The 22,086-nt window shown below is 50.4% G+C and carries 24 protein-coding genes and 4 pseudogenes; 17 read left to right on the top strand and 11 right to left on the bottom strand.

Annotated features, from left to right (window positions below; all coding sequences use genetic code 11):
* Positions 1 to 22 precede the first annotated feature (22 nt).
* Complete coding sequence (locus HEN21_RS15690) at positions 23 to 487, bottom strand: hypothetical protein (RefSeq protein WP_176252573.1); 465 nt, start codon at positions 485 to 487, stop codon at positions 23 to 25.
* Positions 488 to 879: 392 nt separating this feature from the next.
* Here HEN21_RS15690 and HEN21_RS23460 point away from each other — a divergent pair.
* The 3 genes and pseudogenes from HEN21_RS23460 to HEN21_RS15675 all read left to right on the top strand — a co-directional run.
* Positions 880 to 1,023, top strand: a pseudogene (locus HEN21_RS23460) (hypothetical protein); the annotation flags it as partial.
* A gap of 221 nt (positions 1,024 to 1,244) precedes the next feature.
* On the top strand, positions 1,245 to 1,481 hold the full coding sequence (locus HEN21_RS23100) for a hypothetical protein (RefSeq protein WP_286192478.1): 237 nt from the start codon (positions 1,245 to 1,247) through the stop codon (positions 1,479 to 1,481).
* Positions 1,482 to 1,487: 6 nt separating this feature from the next.
* Positions 1,488 to 1,832, top strand: a complete 345-nt coding sequence (locus HEN21_RS15675) for a hypothetical protein (protein ID WP_183082919.1) — start codon at positions 1,488 to 1,490, stop codon at positions 1,830 to 1,832.
* Between the two features lie 67 nt (positions 1,833 to 1,899).
* On the opposite strand, the pseudogene HEN21_RS15670 reads toward HEN21_RS15675, so the two are convergent.
* Positions 1,900 to 2,230 (bottom strand): annotated as a pseudogene (locus HEN21_RS15670) (SymE family type I addiction module toxin).
* A 199-nt stretch (positions 2,231 to 2,429) separates the two neighbouring features.
* Between HEN21_RS15670 and HEN21_RS15665 the strand changes: the two are divergent.
* Positions 2,430 to 2,678, top strand: a pseudogene (locus HEN21_RS15665) (transposase family protein); the annotation flags it as partial.
* A gap of 46 nt (positions 2,679 to 2,724) precedes the next feature.
* Here the strand turns inward: HEN21_RS15665 and HEN21_RS15660 are convergent.
* A complete protein-coding gene (locus HEN21_RS15660; protein WP_176252044.1) occupies positions 2,725 to 3,495 on the bottom strand; it encodes an amidohydrolase in 771 nt (256 codons plus the stop codon).
* 180 nt (positions 3,496 to 3,675) lie between these two features.
* Here HEN21_RS15660 and ivy point away from each other — a divergent pair, with 180 nt between their 5' ends.
* Entirely contained in the window at positions 3,676 to 4,122 is a 447-nt protein-coding gene (gene ivy, locus HEN21_RS15655) for an Ivy family C-type lysozyme inhibitor (RefSeq protein WP_016159303.1), read from the top strand.
* Between the two features lie 42 nt (positions 4,123 to 4,164).
* Here ivy and fadE read toward each other — a convergent pair whose 3' ends face one another.
* Complete coding sequence (fadE, locus tag HEN21_RS15650; RefSeq protein ID WP_176241947.1) at positions 4,165 to 6,609, bottom strand: acyl-CoA dehydrogenase FadE; 2,445 nt, start codon at positions 6,607 to 6,609, stop codon at positions 4,165 to 4,167.
* Between the two features lie 239 nt (positions 6,610 to 6,848).
* On the opposite strand from fadE, the gene lpcA reads away from it, so the two are divergent.
* Together lpcA and HEN21_RS15640 are read left to right on the top strand one after the other, a co-directional pair.
* Entirely contained in the window at positions 6,849 to 7,427 is a 579-nt protein-coding gene (lpcA, locus tag HEN21_RS15645; RefSeq protein WP_016159301.1) for a D-sedoheptulose 7-phosphate isomerase, read from the top strand.
* 119 nt (positions 7,428 to 7,546) lie between these two features.
* Positions 7,547 to 8,314, top strand: coding sequence for a class II glutamine amidotransferase (locus HEN21_RS15640; protein ID WP_010346050.1), 768 nt, complete (start codon positions 7,547 to 7,549; stop codon positions 8,312 to 8,314).
* On the opposite strand, the gene dpaA is transcribed toward HEN21_RS15640, so the two are convergent.
* From dpaA to dinJ, 3 genes are all read right to left on the bottom strand, one after another.
* Entirely contained in the window at positions 8,285 to 9,025 is a 741-nt protein-coding gene (gene dpaA, locus HEN21_RS15635) for a peptidoglycan meso-diaminopimelic acid protein amidase (RefSeq protein ID WP_001225687.1), read from the bottom strand. The two genes, HEN21_RS15640 and dpaA, sit on opposite strands and share 30 nt — an antisense overlap.
* Positions 9,026 to 9,180: 155 nt before the next feature.
* On the bottom strand, positions 9,181 to 9,459 hold the full coding sequence (yafQ, locus tag HEN21_RS15630) for a type II toxin-antitoxin system mRNA interferase toxin YafQ (protein WP_000615979.1): 279 nt from the start codon (positions 9,457 to 9,459) through the stop codon (positions 9,181 to 9,183).
* Between the two features lie 2 nt (positions 9,460 to 9,461).
* Complete coding sequence (gene dinJ, locus HEN21_RS15625) at positions 9,462 to 9,722, bottom strand: type II toxin-antitoxin system antitoxin DinJ (protein WP_000729710.1); 261 nt, start codon at positions 9,720 to 9,722, stop codon at positions 9,462 to 9,464.
* Between the two features lie 209 nt (positions 9,723 to 9,931).
* Here dinJ and HEN21_RS15620 point away from each other — a divergent pair, with 209 nt between their 5' ends.
* Positions 9,932 to 10,681, top strand: a complete 750-nt coding sequence (locus HEN21_RS15620) for a C40 family peptidase (protein ID WP_309487109.1) — start codon at positions 9,932 to 9,934, stop codon at positions 10,679 to 10,681.
* Between the two features lie 56 nt (positions 10,682 to 10,737).
* On the opposite strand, the gene HEN21_RS15615 is transcribed toward HEN21_RS15620, so the two are convergent.
* Together HEN21_RS15615 and HEN21_RS15610 are read right to left on the bottom strand one after the other, a co-directional pair.
* On the bottom strand, positions 10,738 to 11,094 hold the full coding sequence (locus HEN21_RS15615) for a type II toxin-antitoxin system HicB family antitoxin (RefSeq protein ID WP_024192207.1): 357 nt from the start codon (positions 11,092 to 11,094) through the stop codon (positions 10,738 to 10,740).
* Positions 11,095 to 11,172: 78 nt separating this feature from the next.
* Positions 11,173 to 12,891, bottom strand: a pseudogene (locus HEN21_RS15610) (flagellar biosynthesis protein FlhA); the annotation flags it as partial.
* On the opposite strand from HEN21_RS15610, the gene lafU reads away from it, so the two are divergent.
* The 6 genes from lafU to HEN21_RS15580 all read left to right on the top strand — a co-directional run bounded on the left by lafU (position 12,857) and on the right by HEN21_RS15580 (position 17,773).
* Positions 12,857 to 13,624 carry a putative lateral flagellar export/assembly protein LafU gene (gene lafU / locus HEN21_RS15605; protein ID WP_000207592.1) on the top strand — a complete coding sequence of 256 codons (768 nt, stop codon included), beginning with the start codon at positions 12,857 to 12,859 and terminating at the stop codon, positions 13,622 to 13,624. The pseudogene HEN21_RS15610 and the gene lafU overlap by 35 nt on opposite strands.
* Positions 13,625 to 13,752: 128 nt before the next feature.
* Positions 13,753 to 14,808, top strand: coding sequence for a DNA polymerase IV (gene dinB, locus HEN21_RS15600; protein ID WP_021550271.1), 1,056 nt, complete (start codon positions 13,753 to 13,755; stop codon positions 14,806 to 14,808).
* Positions 14,805 to 15,257: a GNAT family N-acetyltransferase gene (locus tag HEN21_RS15595; protein ID WP_105285962.1), complete on the top strand. Its 453-nt coding sequence runs from the start codon at positions 14,805 to 14,807 to the stop codon at positions 15,255 to 15,257. The genes dinB and HEN21_RS15595 overlap by 4 nt, the downstream gene beginning before the upstream one ends.
* A gap of 193 nt (positions 15,258 to 15,450) precedes the next feature.
* Positions 15,451 to 16,590, top strand: a complete 1,140-nt coding sequence (locus HEN21_RS15590) for an RNA ligase RtcB family protein (protein ID WP_183082918.1) — start codon at positions 15,451 to 15,453, stop codon at positions 16,588 to 16,590.
* Positions 16,587 to 17,201, top strand: coding sequence for a peptide chain release factor H (gene prfH / locus HEN21_RS15585; RefSeq protein ID WP_176252040.1), 615 nt, complete (start codon positions 16,587 to 16,589; stop codon positions 17,199 to 17,201). Before HEN21_RS15590 ends, prfH begins: the two co-directional genes overlap by 4 nt.
* Before the next feature lie 62 nt (positions 17,202 to 17,263).
* On the top strand, positions 17,264 to 17,773 hold the full coding sequence (locus tag HEN21_RS15580) for a metal-dependent hydrolase (protein ID WP_000469795.1): 510 nt from the start codon (positions 17,264 to 17,266) through the stop codon (positions 17,771 to 17,773).
* Between the two features lie 16 nt (positions 17,774 to 17,789).
* Here HEN21_RS15580 and HEN21_RS23305 read toward each other — a convergent pair whose 3' ends face one another.
* Together HEN21_RS23305 and pepD are read right to left on the bottom strand one after the other, a co-directional pair.
* Entirely contained in the window at positions 17,790 to 18,032 is a 243-nt protein-coding gene (locus tag HEN21_RS23305; protein WP_032147818.1) for a hypothetical protein, read from the bottom strand.
* Positions 18,033 to 18,079: 47 nt separating this feature from the next.
* On the bottom strand, positions 18,080 to 19,537 hold the full coding sequence (gene pepD / locus HEN21_RS15575) for a cytosol nonspecific dipeptidase (protein WP_001292989.1): 1,458 nt from the start codon (positions 19,535 to 19,537) through the stop codon (positions 18,080 to 18,082).
* Positions 19,538 to 19,797: 260 nt separating this feature from the next.
* On the opposite strand from pepD, the gene gpt reads away from it, so the two are divergent.
* The 3 genes from gpt (at position 19,798) to crl (ending at position 22,052) form a co-directional block, all read left to right on the top strand.
* Positions 19,798 to 20,256 (top strand): xanthine phosphoribosyltransferase, encoded by a 459-nt coding sequence (gpt, locus tag HEN21_RS15570; RefSeq protein WP_001291989.1) that lies wholly within the window; start codon positions 19,798 to 19,800, stop codon positions 20,254 to 20,256.
* 92 nt (positions 20,257 to 20,348) lie between these two features.
* Positions 20,349 to 21,593: an esterase FrsA gene (gene frsA / locus HEN21_RS15565; RefSeq protein ID WP_000189561.1), complete on the top strand. Its 1,245-nt coding sequence runs from the start codon at positions 20,349 to 20,351 to the stop codon at positions 21,591 to 21,593.
* Positions 21,594 to 21,650: 57 nt separating this feature from the next.
* A complete protein-coding gene (gene crl, locus HEN21_RS15560; RefSeq protein ID WP_000174679.1) occupies positions 21,651 to 22,052 on the top strand; it encodes a sigma factor-binding protein Crl in 402 nt (133 codons plus the stop codon).
* The last annotated feature ends 34 nt before the right edge of the window (positions 22,053 to 22,086 follow it).

Below are 22,086 nucleotides of genomic sequence, written 5' to 3'. Positions count from 1 at the left end.
CGAAAATCCGGGAGAACTGATCTTACGGTTGAATAAGATCCTCAATAAATGCCACGCCGTCAGCAGTACGCAACCAGCGTGGCGCTTTCAGTTTTGCCGCAAAGAACCAGACCAGTTCATACAGCAGCCCCGTCAGGGGTTGTTCCATTTTAGATCCTTGCGCCTGTTCCGTCAGGAGCTGGAGTAATACCTCGCAATATTCACACAATTGCTCAGAATCCGGCTCAAAGTGCGGAAATGAGGCAGACAGGTCGTCGAGTGTCAGGCTGTCTACCAGATGGGGTGGAATGGGAGCGTTCAGCGTGGGAGACAGAATGGCGATACAGGCGCGAAGTCGTCCGTACAACGCCATTTTCAGCGCCGGATCGTGACACTCTATAAGAGTTTCAGCGAAGCGATCGCAGTGATCGGCCAGGTCTGTGAAATCGGTGGCAGAACTGAAAGGAATGGACAGTAAATCATAATCAGGGGTGAGGATTGTAGCCATAAGGCAACCTCCGATAAGTAGGCGTAAAAACCACCACCGAAGAGACCAATCTTACGGGTGGTGGAACCGGGCGGAGTTGGTCTTACCGGCCTTATCGGATACCGGCGCATCTTTCGATGCCACCGCCCGGCCCACCATTGAGGTACAGCCGTGCGTGCAACACAAAAAAGACGCTGGCGCGTCATGTGTCGCCGATAAGACTTATTCAGGAGACCAATCCCGACGCCTGATTTTGCAGACGCGGCATAACGATACAACGATCGCGAAATGGCGACAAGCCCCTTTCCCGGAAGGCGGCTCGCAAAATCAGAAATATCACAGGGAAAGACAGAGCGCCGCAACGCGGCGGACTGTACCGCTTCACGTACAACGAAAACCATTTCCCCGTAGCGGTGGAACTCCCCGGTAAACAGAAGGACCGTTACACGTGGAATGCGCTGGGATTACTGAGCAGCCACCGTCGCATCACGGGCAGCGTACAGTCCTGGCAGTATACGCCGCGCGGCCTGCCGGCAGTTCACACGGATGAAGAGAAACTGCTTATGCGCCTAATCCGTTAAGTTATATAGATCCCTTAGGGCTAACTAATTTAAATAGTGCTCAACAACAAATCGATGCTGTTCTTAGAGAACATTTATCAGCAATACAAGCAATTGATCCTAATGCTACAATAGGTTACAGAGGTAGTGCAGCAAGTGGTATTAGTAAAGCGCACGATCCAAGTATCTCTAGACCTATAGATTTTAATAACTTTGATGTGGATGCTTATATAAAATCAGATTTTTTGGCTAATGATCCCGCCTTTACTAACAGGCGTCGTGATGCTGCAGAGATTTCAGGGATGAAAGAAATCGAGGCATCTATAGATCGTAAATTACGTGCGATTTTCCCTGGATTAAGAGCTGAACCTTTTGGTTTCAGAATTTTTAAAACCCATGAGTTAAGCGATTTGGCGCGGCATGGCGATACTCAGCACAATGTTGGCTGTAAGTAGGAGTTAATGAGTATTAATAAGAGATGGTTAACTTTTGTATTAAGCGATGATGGGTCCTTTGATGAACTTATCATCAAAATAGAACTGGCATTCAAGCATAAACTAATATGTATAGATGATGAGGGTCGTTATATTGCCAGTGCTGATCTTGATGAGTTCAGTATTAATGTTATAGACAAGGTTGACAGGCTTAGTAAATTGTTATGCGATGAAGATTATACACTTAAAATAACAATTTACTCAGAGGAATATTTTAATGATGAGTTTGAAGAATATATAAAAAAAATATTACATAAAAATGGAATTCAATGGAAACGATGTGTCTGGACCCCTGATAAATTAGCCTGCTAAATTATAATTGCTGTCTAAATATATAAAGTCGGAAAGAATATTAAATCTTCCCGGCTTTTTTTATTATTTAGCTCTCGTTCAGCACACTAAACATCCCGTCACGCATCCCCTTAACTGCCTGTTTAACCTGATAAAGCTCCTCCCGCAGTTCCTGCACCTTGTCACTGTCAGCGATGATGGTCAGGCACCCCTCCGAAATCTTCACCGTGACACCCCGCCCGGTATCAAATCCCGCCTCAGTCAGCCAGTCGCCTTTAAGGTGCACCTGGGGGGCCGTGAGTAATACGTGGTCATGCCGATTTTACGGTTCTCATGCCGGTCGCTGACATAGCCCACCTGTTAATGGCGCTGTTTTTTGGAAATGGTGACTTCCGGCGTAATGATTCGTGTTCAGCCATGATTAACTACCTTTATTAGTTGCTTGTGGTGAGCGGTGATTAAGGGGGGGCTGCCCTAGGGAAAGATCACATGACGTTGTTTTTTGCACTAAATAATTCGCACTATATATTCAATAATTGAGTAATTCCTTATTACTAAAAACTGTTTTTCACAGCTTATATATAATCAAATGCTCCTTACATAAATAAGGAGAACAAAATGGAACTTAAAAAATTGATGGAACATATTTCTATTATCCCCGATTACAGACAAGCCTGGAAAGTGGAACATAAATTGTCAGATATCCTGGCGCTGACAATCTGTGCCGTCATTTTCGGGGCTGAAGGATAGGAAGATATAGAGGATTTTGGGGAAACACATCTCGATTTTTTGAAGCAATATGGTTATTTTAAAAATGGCATTCCTGTTCACGATTCCATTGCCAGCGTTGTATCCTGTATCAGTCCTTGCGGAGGGCGTCTAACCCCGCCCCTTCCCTAAAAACAACGCCCACTCACAGCAACCTGAACCCATCCGCGTCCTGCCATGCCGGGAATTTTTCGCGATATTCGCGTAATGCCACCATCGAAAGTTCTGCATCTATGCGTGTGGCCTGATGTGGTTCGGCGGTAGCGAGAGTTTCGCCTTGCGGATTAATCACCCGACTATCACCGCGATAGTGGCAGCCATTGCCATCACTACCCACGCGATTACATCCCACCACATATGCCTGGTTTTCAATAGCGCGAGCCGTCAGCAAAGCCTGCCAGTGCAGAGAGCGCGGGGCAGGCCAGTTGGCGACGTAGATGGCGAGGTCATAATCATTGAGATTGCGCGACCACACCGGAAAACGCAGGTCGTAGCACACCTGCGGCAAAATACGCCAGCCGCGCCATTCCACAATCACTCGCTCATTGCCCGCTTTATAATGCAGATGCTCATCCGCCATGCGGAACAGATGACGCTTGTCATAAAAATGTACCGTGCCGCCCGGCTCAACCAGCAAAAAGCGATTAACCGAACCTGAGTCCGTTTGCAATGCAACACTGCCCGCAATCAACGCATTGCACTGTTGCGCTTTGGCGCTCATCCAGTCCACCACGTTCTCTTGCGATAGCGATGAAACCGCCGCTTCCATGGCAAAGCCGCTGGTGAACATCTCTGGTAGAACAATCACATCACGCCCGGTAATACTTTCCAGTTGTCGATCAAAGTGGCGCAGGTTGGCGGGACCATCCATCCACACCAACGGTTGCTGCAAAAGCGTAATCTTCAAACCAGGCACGGTGTACAACTCCTTTATGCGAAGGGATTTATAACTTTAACACCTTATCAGGCTATTACCTTACTGCGGAATAAATTGATAACAAATGCAGATATTGGAAATATCTGATTTGCAAAATATCGTGTTATCGCCAGGCTTTAGGGTGTTAATAACATGGGCAGGATAAGCTCGGGAGGAATGATGTTTAAGGCAATAACGACAGTCGCCGCTTTGGTCATCGCCACCAGTGCAATGGCGCAGGATGATTTAACAATTAGCAGCCTGGCAAAGGGCGAAGCTACCAAAGCTGCGTTTAATCAGATGGTGCAAGGGCATAAGCTACCAGTCTGGGTGATGAAAGGCGGTACTTATACCCCCGCACAAACCGTAACGTTGGGAGATGAGACTTATCAGGTGATGAGTGCGTGCAAACCGCATGATTGCGGCTCGCAACGTATTGCGGTGATGTGGTCCGAGAAATCTAATCAGATGACGGGTCTGTTCTCGACCATTGATGAGAAAACTTCGCAAGAGAAGCTCACCTGGCTGAATGTGAACGATGCGCTCTCGATTGATGGTAAAACGGTGCTGTTCGCGGCGTTGACTGGCAGCCTGGAAAACCATCCAGATGGATTTAATTTCAAATAATTAGCAGATAAAGAAACGGAGCCTTTCGGCTCCGTTATTCAATTACGCGGCTTCAACTTTCCGCACTTTCTCCGGCAACTTTACCGGCTTCGTCGCCAGCTCTTCCGGATCAAAGTCATCAACGTTAATACTGCGCAGACGGCTCTCTTCTGCTTTCACCAGAATGGCGGCTTCATCTTTATCAATCAGCCCCTTCGCCAGCGCGTTATGCGCCAGTTCATCCAGACGGGTAAATGGCAGATTTTTACCCAATTCTTTACAGATCCGCTGATGAATCGGATCGGCGGCAATCACATCCACCAGCGCCTCTTCCAGCAAGCCAACCGGATTATGCTCACTCGGCGTCAGGTACTGACCGCGACCAATGCGAGAACGGGTGGCGTTTGGCACTTGTAAAATCTTCGCCACCTTATGATCCAGCTTGTCAGACGGCGCCAGATAGTGACGACCGGTTGGGAAGATCACCACATTCAGCAGCCCGGCAACCACGCGGTTCGGGAAGTTTTGTAGCAAATCATCCATCGCCTGTTCAGCCTGATACAGCGCATCCTGAACGCCCCAGTGCACCAGCGGCAGGTCAGCTTCATTGCGGCCTTCGTCGTCATAACGTTTCAAAACGGCGGAGGCGAGGTAAAGCTGACTTAAAATATCCCCCAGACGTGCCGAGATACGCTCACGGCGTTTCAGGCTACCACCCAGCACCGCCATCGACACATCGGAAAGTAAGGCGAGGTTGGCGCTCAGGCGGTTCAGGTGCTGGTAATAACGTTTAGTCGCATCGCCGGTTGGTGTGCTACTGGTTAAACCGCGCGTCAAACCGAGCCAGAAGCTACGAACTTTGTTACTACCGACGTGACCGATATGTTTGAACAACAGTTTATCGAACGCGTTGACGTCATTGTTCTTCGCCGCTTCCATCTCTTCGAGCACGTACGGATGGCAACGAATCGCCCCCTGACCGAAGATCATCATACTACGGGTCAGAATATTCGCCCCTTCAACGGTGATGGCAATCGGTGCGCCCTGGTAAGCTCGCGCCAGGAAGTTGCTCTGACCGAGCATAATGCCTTTACCACCAGTGATATCCATCGCATCGATAATCGACTGCTGCCCACGGTGGGTACAGTGATACTTAACGATAGCCGACAGCACGGCCGGTTTTTCACCGAGCATAATGCCGTAGGTAATCAGCGACGCCGCAGCATCCATTACGTACGCATTACCGGCAATACGCGCCAGCGGCTCTTCAATCCCTTCCATCTTACCTATAGAGATTTTGAACTGACGACGAATGTGAGCATACGCCCCCGTTGCCAGCGCCACCGACTTCACGCCGCCGGTTGAGTTGGAAGGTAGGGTGATGCCACGACCCACCGAGAGACACTCCACCAGCATCCGCCAGCCTTGTCCGGCCATTTTGGGGCCGCCGATAATGTAATCGATCGGTACGAAGACATCTTTTCCGCGCGTCGGTCCGTTCTGGAACGGCACGTTCAGCGGGAAGTGGCGACGACCAATTTCCACGCCCGGCGTGGTGGTCGGGATCAGCGCACAGGTAATGCCTAAATCTTCTGCACCACCCAGCAGTTTGTCCGGGTCGGAGAGTTTAAACGCCAGCCCAAGCACGGTCGCAATGGGTGCCAGCGTAATATAGCGTTTGTTCCAGGTCAGACGCATTCCCAGCACCTGCTGGCCCTGCCACTCACCCATGCAAACAATCCCGGTGTCCGGAATAGCGCCCGCATCGGAACCCGCTTCCGGACTGGTCAGCGCAAAGCAAGGGATCTCCTGACCACGCGCCAGACGCGGCAGATAGTGATTTTTCTGCTCGTCAGTGCCGTAATGTTGCAGCAGTTCACCCGGACCTAATGAGTTTGGCACGCCGACGGTAATCGCCAGAATCCCGCTCACCCCAGAGAGTTTTTGCAGCACGCGAGACTGGGCATAAGCCGAGAACTCCAGCCCACCGTACTCTTTCTTGATGATCATCGCGAAGAAACGATGCTCTTTCAGATACGCCCACAGCTCCGGCGGTAGATCCGCCAGTTCATGGGTAATCTGGAAATCATTCGCCATTCGGCAGGCTTCTTCTACCGGGCCATCGAGAAACGCTTGCTCTTCAGCGGTCAGGCGCGGCTGCGGATAGTTATGCAGCTTTTTCCAGTCCGGTTTACCCTGGAATAGATCGCCTTCCCACCAGGTCGTTCCGGCGTCAATCGCTTCTTTCTCAGTGCGCGACATCGGCGGCATCACCTTACGGAAACCGCGAAACACTGGCGCTGAAATCATCGACTTACGCATTGGCGCAAAGTTAAACGGTACGAGGATAATGGCCAGAGGCACCAGTACCCACGCCGACCACAGACCAGCGACGCCGAGGGCGGCTGTCCAGGCGAGCAAAATCAGACTGCTGATAAATAAGCTCACGCGGTGATAAAACAACGCGCCGAGCAGGACAACCGTAGCGAGAATACTCAAAATCATCATAACGAAAAGCCCCTTACTTGTAGGAGGTCTGACCACTTGTGATGATATGGTTGTAGTGGATGTAAAAACATTTAGCAATGCGTTTACAATATAATTACAACAAAGCTCACATTGTTGCTGTTTTTATCCGCACTTCGGGTCAAAAAGTCCTGGTCATTCCGCCGCGCTGGTCTTCTCGCTTCTGGCGGTATCCGGTACACTGCATTTTGTCTATTTCATTTATGCTGAAGGATATCCTCATGTACCAGGATCTTATTCGTAACGAACTGAACGAAGCGGCGGAAACGCTGGCTAACTTTTTAAAAGATGACGCCAATATTCACGCCATTCAGCGCGCGGCGGTCCTGTTAGCAGACAGTTTTAAAGCCGGTGGCAAGGTGCTTTCCTGCGGCAACGGCGGCTCCCATTGCGACGCCATGCACTTTGCTGAAGAGTTGACGGGGCGCTACCGTGAAAACCGTCCGGGCTACCCGGCGATTGCCATTTCTGATGTCAGCCACATCACCTGTGTGGGTAATGATTTTGGGTTTAACGACATTTTCTCCCGTTACGTTGAAGCAGTAGGTCGCGAAGGTGATGTGCTGCTGGGGATCTCCACCTCCGGTAACTCAGCTAACGTAATCAAGGCGATTGCGGCGGCGCGTGAGAAGGGCATGAAAGTGATCACCCTGACCGGTAAAGACGGCGGCAAAATGGCTGGCACGGCGGATATCGAAATTCGCGTTCCTCACTTTGGCTATGCCGATCGCATTCAGGAGATCCACATTAAAGTTATCCATATCCTGATCCAGTTAATTGAAAAAGAGATGGTTAAGTAAGAGCACTTCCCCCTCTCCCTTTCAGGGAGAGGGCCGGGGTGAGGGTAACAGCACTCACCTTTTTACTTTTTAATCAATCTTCGCCGGGGGCATTTCCCCCGCTGTTGTGGAGGTTACCCATGTGCGAACTGCTCGGGATGAGCGCCAACGTCCCAACCGATATCTGCTTTAGTTTCACCGGGCTTGTACAGCGCGGTGGTGGAACCGGGCCACATAAAGATGGCTGGGGTATCACCTTTTACGAAGGTAAAGGTTGTCGCACATTTAAAGATCCACAACCCAGCTTTAATTCCCCCATCGCCAAACTTGTCCAGGACTACCCGATAAAATCCTGCTCGGTAATCGCTCATATTCGCCAGGCCAATCGGGGCGAGGTGGCGCTGGAAAATACTCACCCGTTTACCCGTGAGCTATGGGGACGCAACTGGACTTATGCGCATAACGGGCAACTGACGGGCTATAAATCACTGGAAACCGGCAACTTCCGCCCGGTAGGCGAAACAGACAGCGAAAAAGCCTTTTGCTGGTTGTTGTATAAACTGACGCAGCGTTACCCGCGTACGCCGGGCAATATGGCGGCAGTGTTTAAATATATCGCCTCACTGGCGGATGAACTGCGGCAGAAGGGCGTTTTCAACATGCTGCTTTCTGACGGGCGCTATGTGATGGCGTATTGCTCGACTAATTTACACTGGATCACCCGCCGCGCGCCGTTTGGCGTGGCAACGTTGCTGGATCAGGATGTGGAAATCGACTTCAGCTCACAGACCACACCGAATGATGTGGTCACGGTGATTGCGACTCAGCCGCTGACGGGCAATGAAACCTGGCAAAAGATTATGCCAGGCGAATGGCGCTTATTTTGCCTCGGGGAGCGTGTAGTTTGATGCCAGTTGTGGCTGCACCACTTCGTGGCTCAACGGCTTGCTGACCACGTAACGGCCATTGACTACAGAAACGGTCGGTGGCTTACGAGTCTGTTCAAAGTAGTCGTAGCCCGGCTTCAGTTGCTCCCAGAAGTCCTTAAAGTTGGAATACTTATGGCGCTTCATATTGGCGTCGGTCATGCGGAACGGGTAAATACTCACCTGCACGCTCGGCTGACCAAACACCAGCGCACCAGTAACGAACTGGAAGATCTCATCAATACCCTGATTGGTCATCGCGTAGCAGCCGATGGAAACACAATCGCCGTGGATCATCAGGTATTTCCCTTCATAACCATGCGCACGGTCATAGGCATTGGGGAATCCAATATTAATCGCTTTGTAGTAACGGCTGTCTGGTTTTAACTGATTACGCTGGACGCTATAAAACCCTTCCGGGCTTTTGAAATCGCCCTGACGCTGTTTTGGTCCTAACCCGCCGGAATATTTACAGATTTTATAACTGTCGAGCAGTTGATATTGCTCGCCCATTTTGACGTAGAGATCGAGCGTGCGCTCTTCCTTGAAGATTTGGATGTAGACAGGAGATCCCATCAACTGCTGCTTATACTCTTTGCTCACTGGCGTGGTGGAACTACCGCTGCCCAGCAAACTGGCAAACGAAACGCACGGGATCAACAACATCGCAAGAATTAATGCGATTTTACGCATACTGCTTATTCCTTGATAAAACGGTTACACACGCCAGGGCGGCAAAATAGATCCCAAATCGGAATAGTCTGGATTTGGAAGGCTCACATTATCACCAAAAGAGTTTTACGCAAGCCTGTCGGCGCAGGGTTTACAAATTTCATCGGAAGCGGGCTTTACCCAAATAGCGCCGCGTGAGTTCCAGTTCTCTCAAATCGTAAAAGTTTATCGGTAAGTTTGTAAATCAGGATCCAGTCCGGTTCGACATGAGCATCGCGATAACCTTTCCATGAACCTTGCAGCGGGTGGTCTTTATAAACGGCTGGAAGCGGTAAAGTATTATTGATAAGAAGCGTCATAAGATATTTCAATTTATTCATATCCTTATGACGCTTTTGTGCAAGTTTTACATCCTTTGAAAATTGTCCCGAGTATTCAATATCCCTTTGAATCATATTTAAATTCCTAATTTATCAAATAAATCATCGGCGTCTTTGGCCTTATGAACATCAACGCCAGCTTCGCTGTTTTTGATTGATTGAATGGTTGATTGATTAGGCTCGCGTAAATCAAACGGCAATGCCTTTTCACGCGCGACTTTTGTGAGGGTTATGCGAACCAGGTCAGAGATGGTCAGCCCCATCCCGGCTAGTACGTCCGCCGCCTGATTCTTCAAATCCTCATCGATTCGGGCGCGAACAAACGCGTTAGCAGCCATTGGGGTATCTCCTGTGCTGTATATTTATTCAGCTTGAATTGTAGCTCAAATGAGCAACAGCGACAATCCATGAGTAATTTAATAAACGGATGTTTTTACATAATTAACTGAAATATATTTATTAATTTTATAATAATGGTTTATTAAGTTTGTTCAGGTACGGGCCGGGATACACTGCAACATCAATGCATGACCAGCCATTATTGAGAATGTCTTTGCCGTCGATTCCCTCTTTTGTGTTGTCGGGATTATTGTTGCTTTGCTTGCCGTTTTCTTCATTTGCCAGCGCCACCCCATCACACATCTCTTTCAGCTACGCCGCCCGCCAGCGGATGCAAAACCGTGCCAGACTGCTAAAACAGTACCAGGTACATCTGAAAAAACAGGCCAGCTACATTGTGGAAGGTAATGCCGAAAGCAGAAGGGCGCTGCGCCAGCATAACCGCGAACAGATAAAACAGCATCCTGAATGGTTTCCTGCGCCGCTCAAGGCGAGTGACAGACGCTGGCAGGCACTGGCAGAGAACAACCATTTCTTAAGCAGCGATCATCTGCACAATATCACCGAAGTGGCGATCCACCGCCTGGAGCAGCAGCTTGGCAAGCCTTACGTCTGGGGCGGCACGCGGCCCGATCAAGGCTTCGACTGTAGCGGGTTGGTTTTTTATGCCTACAACAAGATCCTCGAAGCGAAACTCCCGCGCACGGCCAATGAGATGTATCACTACCATCGGGCGACGATTGTGGCGAACAACGACCTGCGCCGGGGTGATTTGCTGTTTTTCCATATTCATAGCCGCGAAATTGCCGATCATATGGGCGTGTATCTGGGCGATGGACAGTTTATCGAGTCGCCGCGCACAGGGGAAACCATTCGGATAAGTCGGTTAGCCGAACCTTTCTGGCAGGATCACTTTTTGGGCGCGCGGCGGATTTTGACGGAAGAGACGATTTTGTAAATGGGTAATATTGACGAACTGACAAAAGATCGGATGCCACGCGGCATCCGGCCTGTTTACATCTGGGCTGAAAACTCACGTTCTAATACATCAACAATGAGCTGGTTTTTTGAAATGGAATGTTGTCTGGCGACGATGGTCAGCCGTGAATCGATGTGATGTGGCACACGAAGCGTCAGGCGTTTTTGCCCTTCTTCTTCACGAAAAGGAGCAATGCCATCCTCTTCACAATCCGCAATCCACTCATCCAGCGCGCTTTCACCTTCACGATATAATGCCTCAATACTTGTGGCTACAAAGTCACAATAACCGTTTACATTGAGGAACTTGCCGCGAAATGCGTTGATATCGGCTTCAAATGTCACTGCGGCTGGTTGACCTTTAATGGTGATAATGTTCGATGCTTGAGATATTAATGAACGCGTTTTCATCATCTTATCAATCCCTGACGTCATAAATTGATGTCATCGTATTGCGTTTCTTAAAAGGCATCAACTCAACGCCCCCATAATCTTCAATTCCAGCTCATCCGGCACTTCGTTATACGACAGCACATGCAGCCCTGGTGCAAACAACCTTGCGTAGCGCGCCAGCAAAGGGCGCAGCTGCGGCGGCACCAGCAGCACCGGGTCTTTTCCTGCCGCTTTCATCTGCTCCTTCACTTGCGGCATCGTACTCTGGAACTGGTTGAGCATATTCGGGTCGACCGGCACGCTGTCGAGCATCACTTTGCCGGCCTGCTGTGCCTGATTCACCACGTTGGTGAGCAGATTTTCCAGCTCATTATTCAGCGTATACACCGTCAGCTCCTGCTTGCGAACAAACGGATGGGTAATGCTGCGCCGCAATGCCAGGCGTACATCGGCCGCCAGCAGAATATGATCTTTGGTCACCGCACTACTGGCGACCAGCACGGTGGCGATGGTGACGATATCGCGCAGGGAAACGCCTTCGGTCAGCAGCGCGCGGTACACTTTCAGCAACTGGCTGTAATTCAGCGCCGCGCTTAAATCTTCCGCCAGCCGTGGTGCCATCGACGATAAACGGTTATGTAGCTGCGTAATATCATCATAATTAAACAAATCAGGGATATAGCTGCGCACAATCTTATTCACATGGGTAGCAATCACGCTGGCGCTGTCGATCACCTGATACCCCATATTCAGCGCCTTCGCTTTCTGCGCAGGCTGAATCCAGGTCACTGGCATCCCATACGCCGGGTCATTCCCCAGCAAGCCGTCAATCTCGCCGTAGGTTTCGCTGGAGGGCAGGGCCATCAGTTTATCCGCCGGAATATCCGCTTCATCAGCCTTAATGCCGTTGATGAAAATAGCGTACTGGCTGGGCTTGAGGCGGAAGTTTTCCCGAATACGGATTTCCGGCAGCAGCACGCCGTTGCCGTCGGAGATCACCTGCCGCACGCCGCGAATTCGCTGGGTGAGCGGGTTACCCTGCGCTTTATCGACCAGCGCCACCAGCTTGTAGCCGAGGCTTAAGCTGATGGGTTCGATCAGCGGAATGGTCTCCCAACTGACCTGTTGCTCGCTGGTTTCGGTGATAGTGCGGGTCAGCGTTTCGAGGCTTTTCTCTTCCGCCTCCGCCGCCTGCGGGCGTTTGCTCATCCGCCAGCCGGTATAGCCAAGCAGGGCGCTGAACATCAGGAACGGGAAGTGCGGCATTCCCGGCACCACCGCCAGCACGAACATGATCCCGGTGGCGGTGTAGAGCACTGACGGGCTTGCCAGCAACTGGTTACGCACGTCGTGGGCGATATCGCCGTTATCGCTGACGCGGGTGACAATAATCGCCGCCGCAGTGGAGAGGAGCAGGGAAGGGATCTGCGCCACCAGCCCGTCGCCGATGGTCATCAGCACATACTGCTGGAAGGCGGCATCGGCGCTCAGGTTGTATTTAAAGATCCCGATACAGACGCCGCCGATCAGGTTGATCGCCAGAATCATCATCCCGGCGATAGCATCCCCGCGTACAAACTTCGATGCCCCGTCCATCGCGCCGTAGAAATCGGCCTCGCTGGCAACATCTTTACGCCGGGTTTGCGCCTGCGCCTGGTTGATCAACCCGGCGTTAAGGTCGGCGTCAATCGCCATCTGCTTACCGGGCATCGCGTCCAGGGTAAAGCGGGCAGAAACCTCGGAAATACGCTCGGCCCCTTTGGTGACGACGATAAAGTTGATTGTGAACAGCGTCAGTAAATCCGAGCGTGAAAGCATTATGGCGGCGCTGCATGGGCAGTCGATCTTCAACGGTGGCGGGCTGTCGCCGTTAAATAAAATAAGCCCGACTCATCCGCCGAAACCGACTACCGTGGCGGTGCCGGAAGAAACTGAGAAAAAAGCACGTGATGTGAACGAGAAAACGGCGTTACTGAAGAAGAAATCCGCCACTGAACTGGGCGAGCTGGCGACCAATATCAATACCATCGCCCGTAATGCGCATATGGAAGCGAATCTGGAGATGGAGATTGTTCCGCAGGGATTACGCGTGCTGATTAAAGATGACCAGAACCGCAATATGTTTGAACGCGGCAGCGCGAAGATTATGCCGTTTTTTAAAACGCTGCTGGTGGAATTAGCGCCTGTTTTTGACTCACTCGATAACAAGATCATTATCACCGGGCATACCGATGCGATGGCCTATAAAAGCAATATCTATAACAACTGGAACCTTTCGGGTGACCGCGCGCTTTCGGCTCGTCGGGTGCTGGAAGATGCCGGAATGCCGGAAGATAAAGTGATGCAGGTAAGCGCGATGGCGGACCAGATGCTGCTGGACGCGAAGAATCCGCAAAGCGCAGGCAACCGGCGCATTGAGATTATGGTGCTGACCAAAAGCGCCTCGGACACGCTGTATCAATATTTTGGTCAGCATGGGGATAAAGTGGTGCAGCCGTTGGTGCAAAAGCTGGATAAGCTGCATGGGTAACAAAAACAGCCTCCTGTAGGCCGGACAAGCGCAGCGCATCCGGCGTTAAGGGGACTGATTGCAAAACCTTTACGCATTTCTCAAACCCTAAAATCACTGTATACTTTACCAGTATTGAGAGGTGAGCGATGCGTAAAATCATTCATGTGGATATGGACTGCTTTTTCGCAGCGGTGGAGATGCGTGATAATCCCGCCCTGCGCGATATCCCTGTTGCTATTGGCGGTAGCCGCGAACGTCGGGGGGTGATCAGCACCGCCAATTATCCCGCGCGTAAATTTGGTGTACGCAGCGCAATGCCGACCGGCATGGCGCTCAAATTATGCCCGCACCTCACCTTGCTTCCGGGGCGCTTTGACGCCTACAAAGAAGCCTCAAATCATATCCGCGAAATCTTCTCGCGTTACACTTCGCGCATTGAGCCGTTGTCGCTGGATGAAGCCTATCTCGATGTCACCGACAGCGTGCATTGCCACGGTTCTGCGACTCTCATCGCCCAAGAAATCCGTCAGACAATCTTTAACGAGTTGCACCTGACGGCTTCTGCGGGCGTGGCGCCGGTTAAATTTCTCGCCAAAATCGCCTCTGACATGAACAAACCCAACGGTCAGTTTGTGATTACACCTGCTGACGTTCCTGCATTTCTGCAAACGTTGCCGCTGGCGAAGATTCCTGGTGTCGGCAAAGTATCAGCGGCAAAACTAGAGGCGATGGGACTGCGCACCTGCGGTGATGTACAAAAGTGTGATCTGGTGACCTTGCTCAAACGCTTTGGCAAATTTGGCCGCATTTTGTGGGAGCGTAGCCAGGGTATCGACGAGCGCGATGTTAACAGTGAACGGCTGCGTAAATCCGTCGGAGTGGAACGCACGATGGCGGAAGATATCCATCACTGGTCTGAATGTGAAGCGATTATTGAGCGGCTTTATCCTGAACTGGAGCGCCGTCTGGCAAAGGTGAAGCCTGATTTACTGATCGCCCGCCAGGGAGTGAAATTAAAGTTCGATGATTTTCAGCAAACCACTCAGGAGCATGTCTGGCCGCGTTTGAATAAAGCTGACCTAATCGCCACTGCGCGTAAAACCTGGGATGAACGTCGCGGCGGACGCGGTGTACGGTTGGTGGGGTTGCATGTGACGTTGCTTGATCCGCAAATGGAAAGACAACTGGTGTTGGGATTATGAATAACATACAAATAAGAGACTATCAGCCTGGCGATTTTCAGCAACTATGCGCTATTTTCATTAGAGCGGTTACGATGACTGCCAGTCAGCATTATTCACCGCAACAAATTGCCGCCTGGGCGCAGATTGATGAATCTCGCTGGAGGGAGAAACTCGTGCAATCACAAGTGCGGGTTGCGGTCATTAATGCACAACTGGTCGGCTTTATTACCTGCATTGAACACTATATCGATATGCTATTTGTTGAGCCGGAATACACCCGCTGTGGTGTCGCTAGTACCTTGTTAAAACCTTTTATTAAGTCTGAATCCGAACTTACGGTTGATGCCAGCATAACCGCAAAACCCTTTTTTGAACGTTATGGTTTTCAGGTAGTTAAGCAGCAGCGCGTTGAATGCCGGGGAGAGTGGTTTACTAATTTTTATATGCGATATAAACAGCAACATTAAATCCAGCTTGCAATGAAAATAACGTCCGCCTAATATGTGCGCGTTTTCTTATTCCACAAACTGCAAGGAGGTAAATCATGACAAATCCTTTATCAATGACTCTTTGCAGACCTTTCCAGGATTAATTCTTTTTTTCTTGCCCTGGATTCGTCTGCCATTTCCTGATTTTTTATGTTTATAAATGGAATGGTACATGGGCAAATATATTCGTCCCTTATCCGATGCGGTATTTACCATCGCATCTGATGACCTGTGGATCGAGAGTTCAGCGATCCAACAATTACATACCACGGCAAATTTACCCAACATGCAACGCGTAGTAGGGATGCCTGATTTACACCCCGGACGCGGCTACCCGATTGGAGCAGCGTTCTTCTCCGTAGGTCGTTTTTACCCGGCACTGGTCGGTAATGATATCGGCTGCGGCATGGCGCTATGGCAAACAGATATCCTTACTCGCAAATACAACGCCGATAAGTTCGAAAAGCGATTGTCTGCGCTGGATGACGTTGCTGAAGAAAGCTGGCTGGAGGAAAACCTGCCATCAGCATTTGCACAGCACCCGTGGCGCAGCGCGCTTGGCTCCATCGGTGGCGGCAATCATTTTGCTGAACTGCAACAGATTGATCAAATCATCGACGCTGAACTGTTTGCACTGGCAGGCCTGGATGCGCAGCATCTGCAACTGCTGGTTCATAGCGGCTCGCGTGGTTTCGGGCAGTCTGTTTTACAAAAACATATTGCCTCATTTTCGCACCATGGTTTGCCGGAAGGCAGTGACGACGCGCTACGTTATATCTCGGAGCATGACGATGCGCTGGCGTTTGCTCACATGAATCGCCAGATGATCGCTCTGCGCATAATGCAGCAGGTGAAAGCCAGCGGAAGTCCGGTTCTGGATGTGGCGCATAACTTTATTACCGCGAGTCAAATTGGCGATCAACAAGGCTGGTTACACCGTAAAGGGGCTACGCCTGATGACCGTGGCCTGGTGATTATTCCCGGTTCTCGCGGTGATTACTCATGGCTTGTACTGCCTGTCAGTAGCGAAGAAACATTGCACTCGCTGGCTCATGGGGCAGGGCGCAAATGGGGGCGCACCGAGTGTAAAGGGCGGCTGGCAGCGAAATATACGACGACGCAACTCTCACGTACTGAACTTGGTAGCCGGGTAATTTGCCGCGATAAACAACTCATCTTCGAAGAAGCGCCACAAGCCTATAAATCGGCTGAAAGCGTGGTGCAATGTCTGGTGCAGGCCGGTTTAATTATTCCTGTCGCGCGGCTGCGTCCGGTACTGACGCTCAAAAACAGTGGAGGGAAAAAAGGATGATCTTGTTGCAACTCTCCTCTGCCCAGGGGCCGGAAGAATGCTGTCTCGCAGTGAAAAAGGCGCTGGACAGGCTAATTAAAGAAGCATCCCAACAGCGTGTTGCGGTAACAGTGCTGGAAACAGAAACGGGGCGCTATTCAGACACGCTGCGTTCGGCACTGGTTTCTCTGGATGGCGATAACGCACTGGCATTAAGTGAAAGCTGGTGCGGTACTATCCAGTGGATTTGCCCCAGCCCATACCGGCCTCATCACGGGCGTAAAAACTGGTTTCTTGGTATTGGACGTTTTACCGCTGATGAGCAGGAACAATCAGATGCGATCCGTTATGAGACGCTGCGTTCGTCGGGGCCGTGCGGTCAACATGTTAATAAGACCGACTCGGCGGTGCGCGCCACGCATCTGGCAACCGGGATTAGCGTGAAAGTACAGTCCGAGCGCAGCCAGCATGCTAACAAACGGCTGGCGCGATTGCTGATTGCCTGGAAGCTGGAACAACAGCAACAGGAAAATAGCGCAACGCTGAAATCGCAGCGGCGAATGTTCCATCACCAGATTGAACGTGGTAACCCGCGACGGACATTTACAGGGATGGCATTTATCGAAGGGTAATTGAGGAACGTCTCCCGCCGTTTTCTTCGTGAAAGCGGCGGACAAAAACGAAAGGAATCGTCATGTTTATTGGTCATCTTCCTGCTGGATATTTAATAACTTGTACTTTAGTGAAACGCTTGCCGCTGATTGCTCGTCATGCGCGGAGGACGATGATTATTGGCTTAATCGGAGCCGTCGCACCCGATTTTGATCTCTTCTGGTGCTATCTGATTGATAGCGGGCAACGACATCATCATCTGTACCCATCCCATTGGCCATTGTTATGGTTTGCTCTGCTGGTGGCGACGTTGCTCTGGGCAGGTGCCGCGAAGAATAAACTGCCGGCGTGGTTGGGCGTGGTGTTTTGCCTGAATAGTATCGTGCATTTATTACTCGATACGCTGGTCGGTGATATCTGGTGGTTGATGCCTTTCGTTAACCAACCATTTGCACTTTTTCATATTACGGCGATACATCATCCGTGGTGGCTCAATTTTTTATTACACTGGTCGTTTTTACTGGAACTGGCATTAGTGGCTGCCGCCATTGCCATGTGGTGCAGACGTAATGCCAAAATGGTAAAAGCATGAAAAAATGATTCTGACTTTAAGCGGCGTAACATGTTTCCTGGGGAAATTCTCCAGTGGTTAAGTATGTTCTTCTGACTTTTCCCCAGGCTCTGAACATATAAAAATTCTGCTTTTCCCCCTTAAGTTCTTTCACGGATTCCAGCGCAAAATTTTCTTTAGTGATCAGAAATTCCCCCCATGAAATATGGTCGCAACTATATAAATATGCGACCTTTTCCTGGGTTTCATAATGTTTTGTTATTTCGATATAGATAGCCATTGACTTCAAACAGAAGTCCACGCCCGCAGGCGTGGACTTCATCGTTATTACTTCGCAGGAATTTCTTTCAGCAGTTCAGTCAGAAGCCGCCAGTAGTGACCAACGCTTTCGATATGAACTTGTTCATCCGGAGAGTGTGGACCGGTGATAGTCGGCCCGATAGAAACCATGTCCATTTCCGGATACGGTTTTTTGAACAGACCACATTCCAGACCCGCGTGGATAATCTGGATGTTCGGCGTCTTGTTGAACAGACGCTGATAGGTTTCACGTACCAGATGCATCACCGGAGAGTTAGCATCCGGCTGCCAGCCAGGATATGCGCCTTTCGCTTCGGTTTTCGCGCCTGCCAGTTTACCCAGCGAATCCAGCATACTGACCACGTAGTCTTTACCGCTGTCGATCAGAGAACGGATCAGGCAGTGAATTTCTACGTTGTTGTCGGTCATGGTCACCACACCCACGTTCAGTGAGGTTTCAACCACGCCTTTTGCCACGTCGGAGTTGCGGATCACACCGTTCGGGGTGGCGTTCAGCAGACGAATAAAGGTATCGCGAGATTTGGCGGTCAGCGCAGTTTTGTCGTTCGCTACTGAATCCAGCAGTAATGCCAGGTTTTTCTCTTTCTCTGCCAGTTCGTTTTTCAGGATCTCCTGATAGGTATTCACCAGCGATTTCAGTGCGTCGACTTTATCAGCTGCGACAGCAATGGTTGCAAAGGCTTCACGCGGGATGGCGTTACGCAGTGTGCCGCCGTTGAAATCGATAAGGCGCAGATCCAGTTCTTCCGCATGACCTGCCAGGAAGCGCACCAGCAGTTTGTTTGCATTACCCAGGCCAACGTGGATTTCGCCACCAGAGTGACCACCTTTCAGACCTTTTAAGGTTAATTTAAAGGTTTCAAAACCTGCCGGAACTGTTTCACGGTCTAAATGCAGGTTGGAGGTGAAGTCGATACCCCCCGCACAACCCATGTAGATTTCACCTTCTTCTTCGGAGTCGGTGTTAATCAGAATATCTGCCTGTAACCAGTTGCTCTGTAAGCCGAACGCACCGTCCATACCGGCTTCTTCGGTCATGGTCAGCAGCACTTCCAGCGGGCCGTGTACTACGTTGTCATCGGCAAGCACCGCCAGCGCAGAGGCCATGCCAATGCCGTTATCTGCACCGAGCGTGGTGCCGCGTGCTTTAACCCATTCGCCATCAATATAAGGCTGGATAGGATCTTTGGTGAAGTCGTGCACGGTGTCGTTGTTTTTCTGCGGCACCATATCGAGGTGAGCTTGTAAGACGACCGGTTTACGATTTTCCATACCTGCGGTGGCAGGTTTACGAATCAGGATATTCCCCACTTGATCGCGTTCGACATGGAAACCTTTTTCTTTTGCCCAACCTACAATGTATTCAGCAAGCTGCTCTTCGTGGTAGGACGGGTGAGGAATAGAACAGATTTTGGCAAAAATATCCCACAGCGGCTGTGGAGATAATTGAGACAGTTCAGACACGTTAAGTCTCCTTGTCGATCACCCGCAAAACAGTATTGCAGGTCACAGGGTTAGCAGAAAATGTTGTCAGCACAAGTCAGGCTTGCGAGATATGTTTGAGAATACCACTTTATCCAGCGACAGGTAGTAGCAGTGCGCAAAAAGACGCGGACTTATGTGAAATACTGGTTTTTAGTGCGTCAGATCTCTATAATCTCGCGCAACCTATTTTCCCCTCGAACACTTTTTAAGCCGTAGATAAACAGGCTGGGACACTTCACATGAGCGAAAAATACATCGTCACCTGGGACATGTTGCAGATCCATGCACGTAAACTCGCAAGCCGACTGATGCCTTCTGAACAATGGAAAGGCATTATTGCCGTTAGCCGTGGCGGTCTGGTACCGGGTGCGTTACTGGCGCGTGAACTGGGTATTCGTCATGTCGATACCGTTTGTATTTCCAGCTACGATCACGATAACCAGCGCGAACTGAAAGTGCTGAAACGTGCAGAAGGCGACGGTGAAGGTTTCATCGTCATTGATGATCTGGTGGATACCGGTGGTACTGCGGTTGCGATTCGTGAAATGTATCCTAAAGCGCACTTTGTCACCATCTTCGCTAAACCGGCTGGTCGTCCACTGGTTGATGATTATGTTATTGATATCCCACAAGATACCTGGATTGAGCAACCGTGGGATATGGGTGTGGTATTCGTTCCGCCTATCTCTGGTCGCTAATCTTTTCAACGCCTGGCTTTGCCGGGCGTTGTTCTTTTTAACTGCAGGCGAGTTACAATAGCTTCCAGTAAGTATTCCTGGAGGTTGCATCCATGACACAGGCAAACCTGAGCGAAACCCTGTTCAAACCCCGCTTTAAACACCCTGAAACCTCGACGCTTGTCCGCCGTTTTAATCACGGTGCACAACCGCCTGTGCAGTCGGCTCTTGATGGCAAAACTATTCCCCACTGGTATCGCATGATTAACCGCCTGATGTGGATCTGGCGCGGCGTTGATCCGCGTGAAATCCTCGACGTCCAGGCGCGTATTGTGATGAGCGATGCCGAACGCACCGACAATGATTTGTACGATACGGTGATTGGTTACCGTGGCGGTAACTGGATTTATGAGTGGGCCACCCAGGCGATGTTGTGGCAACAGAAAGCGTGCGCGGAAGAAAATCCACAAGTCAGCGGTCGTTACTGGCTGCACGCAGCGACGTTGTACAATATTGCTGCCTATCCACACTTGAAGGGGGATGATCTGGCAGAACAGGCGCAGACGTTATCAAACCGCGCTTATGAAGAAGCGGCGCAACGTCTGCCAGGAACGATGCGGCAAATGGAATTCACTGTGCCGGGGGGAGCACCCATCACCGGGTTTCTCCATATGCCAAAAGGCGATGGTCCGTTCCCGACAGTATTAATGTGTGGTGGTCTGGATGCGATGCAAACGGACTATTACTCCCTTTATGAGCGTTATTTTGCGCCGCGCGGCATTGCGATGTTGACTATCGATATGCCTTCGGTTGGTTTTTCTTCAAAATGGAAACTCACCCAAGATTCCAGCCTTCTGCATCAGCATGTGTTAAAGGCTCTGCCTAACGTGCCGTGGGTAGATCACACACGCGTTGCGGCCTTTGGTTTCCGTTTTGGTGCTAACGTCGCTGTACGCCTGGCTTACCTTGAATCGCCGCGTCTGAAAGCTGTGGCCTGTTTAGGTCCAGTGGTTCACACCTTGCTGAGTGATTTTAATTGCCAGCAACAGGTGCCGGAAATGTATCTTGACGTTCTGGCGAGTCGTTTAGGGATGCACGATGCTTCCGATGAAGCGTTACGTGTAGAGCTGAATCGCTATTCATTGAAAGTGCAAGGATTGCTGGGACGTCGTTGCCCAACGCCAATGTTATCAGGCTTCTGGAAGAACGATCCGTTCAGCCCGGAAGAGGATTCACGATTAATCACTTCGTCATCTGCTGACGGTAAATTGTTAGAAATTCCATTTAATCCTGTGTATCGGAATTTTGACAAAGCACTCCAGGAAATTACCAACTGGCTCGAAAAGCGATTGTGTTAAAAATTTGCTAAATTTTGTCAATTTGGTAAAACAGTTGCTTCACAACAGGAGATCGCAATGACGTTACCGAGTGGACACCCGAAAAGCAGATTGATCAAAAAATTTACCGCACTAGGCCCGTATATTCGTGAAGGTAAGTGCGAAGATAATCGATTCTTTTTCGATTGTCTGGCTGTATGCGTCAATGTGAAGCCGGCACCGGAAGTGCGTGAGTTCTGGGGCTGGTGGATGGAACTGGAAGCGCAGGAATCCCGTTTTACCTACAGTTACCAGTTTGGTCTGTTCGATAAAGCAGGCGACTGGACGCATGTTCAGGTAAAAGATGCGGAAGTGGTTGAGCGGCTGGAGCACACTCTGCGCGAGTTTCATGAAAAGCTGCGTGAACTGCTGGCGACGCTGAATCTGAAGCTGGAACCGGCGGATGATTTTCGTGATGAGCCGGTGAAGTTAACGGCGTGAGTGAAAAGTGCCGGATGCGATGTTTGAGCATCTC

Origin of the sequence: Escherichia sp. 93.1518, assembly GCF_013368915.2 — a bacterium.
Classification (GTDB): domain Bacteria; phylum Pseudomonadota; class Gammaproteobacteria; order Enterobacterales; family Enterobacteriaceae; genus Escherichia; species Escherichia ruysiae.
Note: the sequence above shows the minus strand (reverse complement) of the source record. Positions and strands in the feature narration are given on the sequence as shown.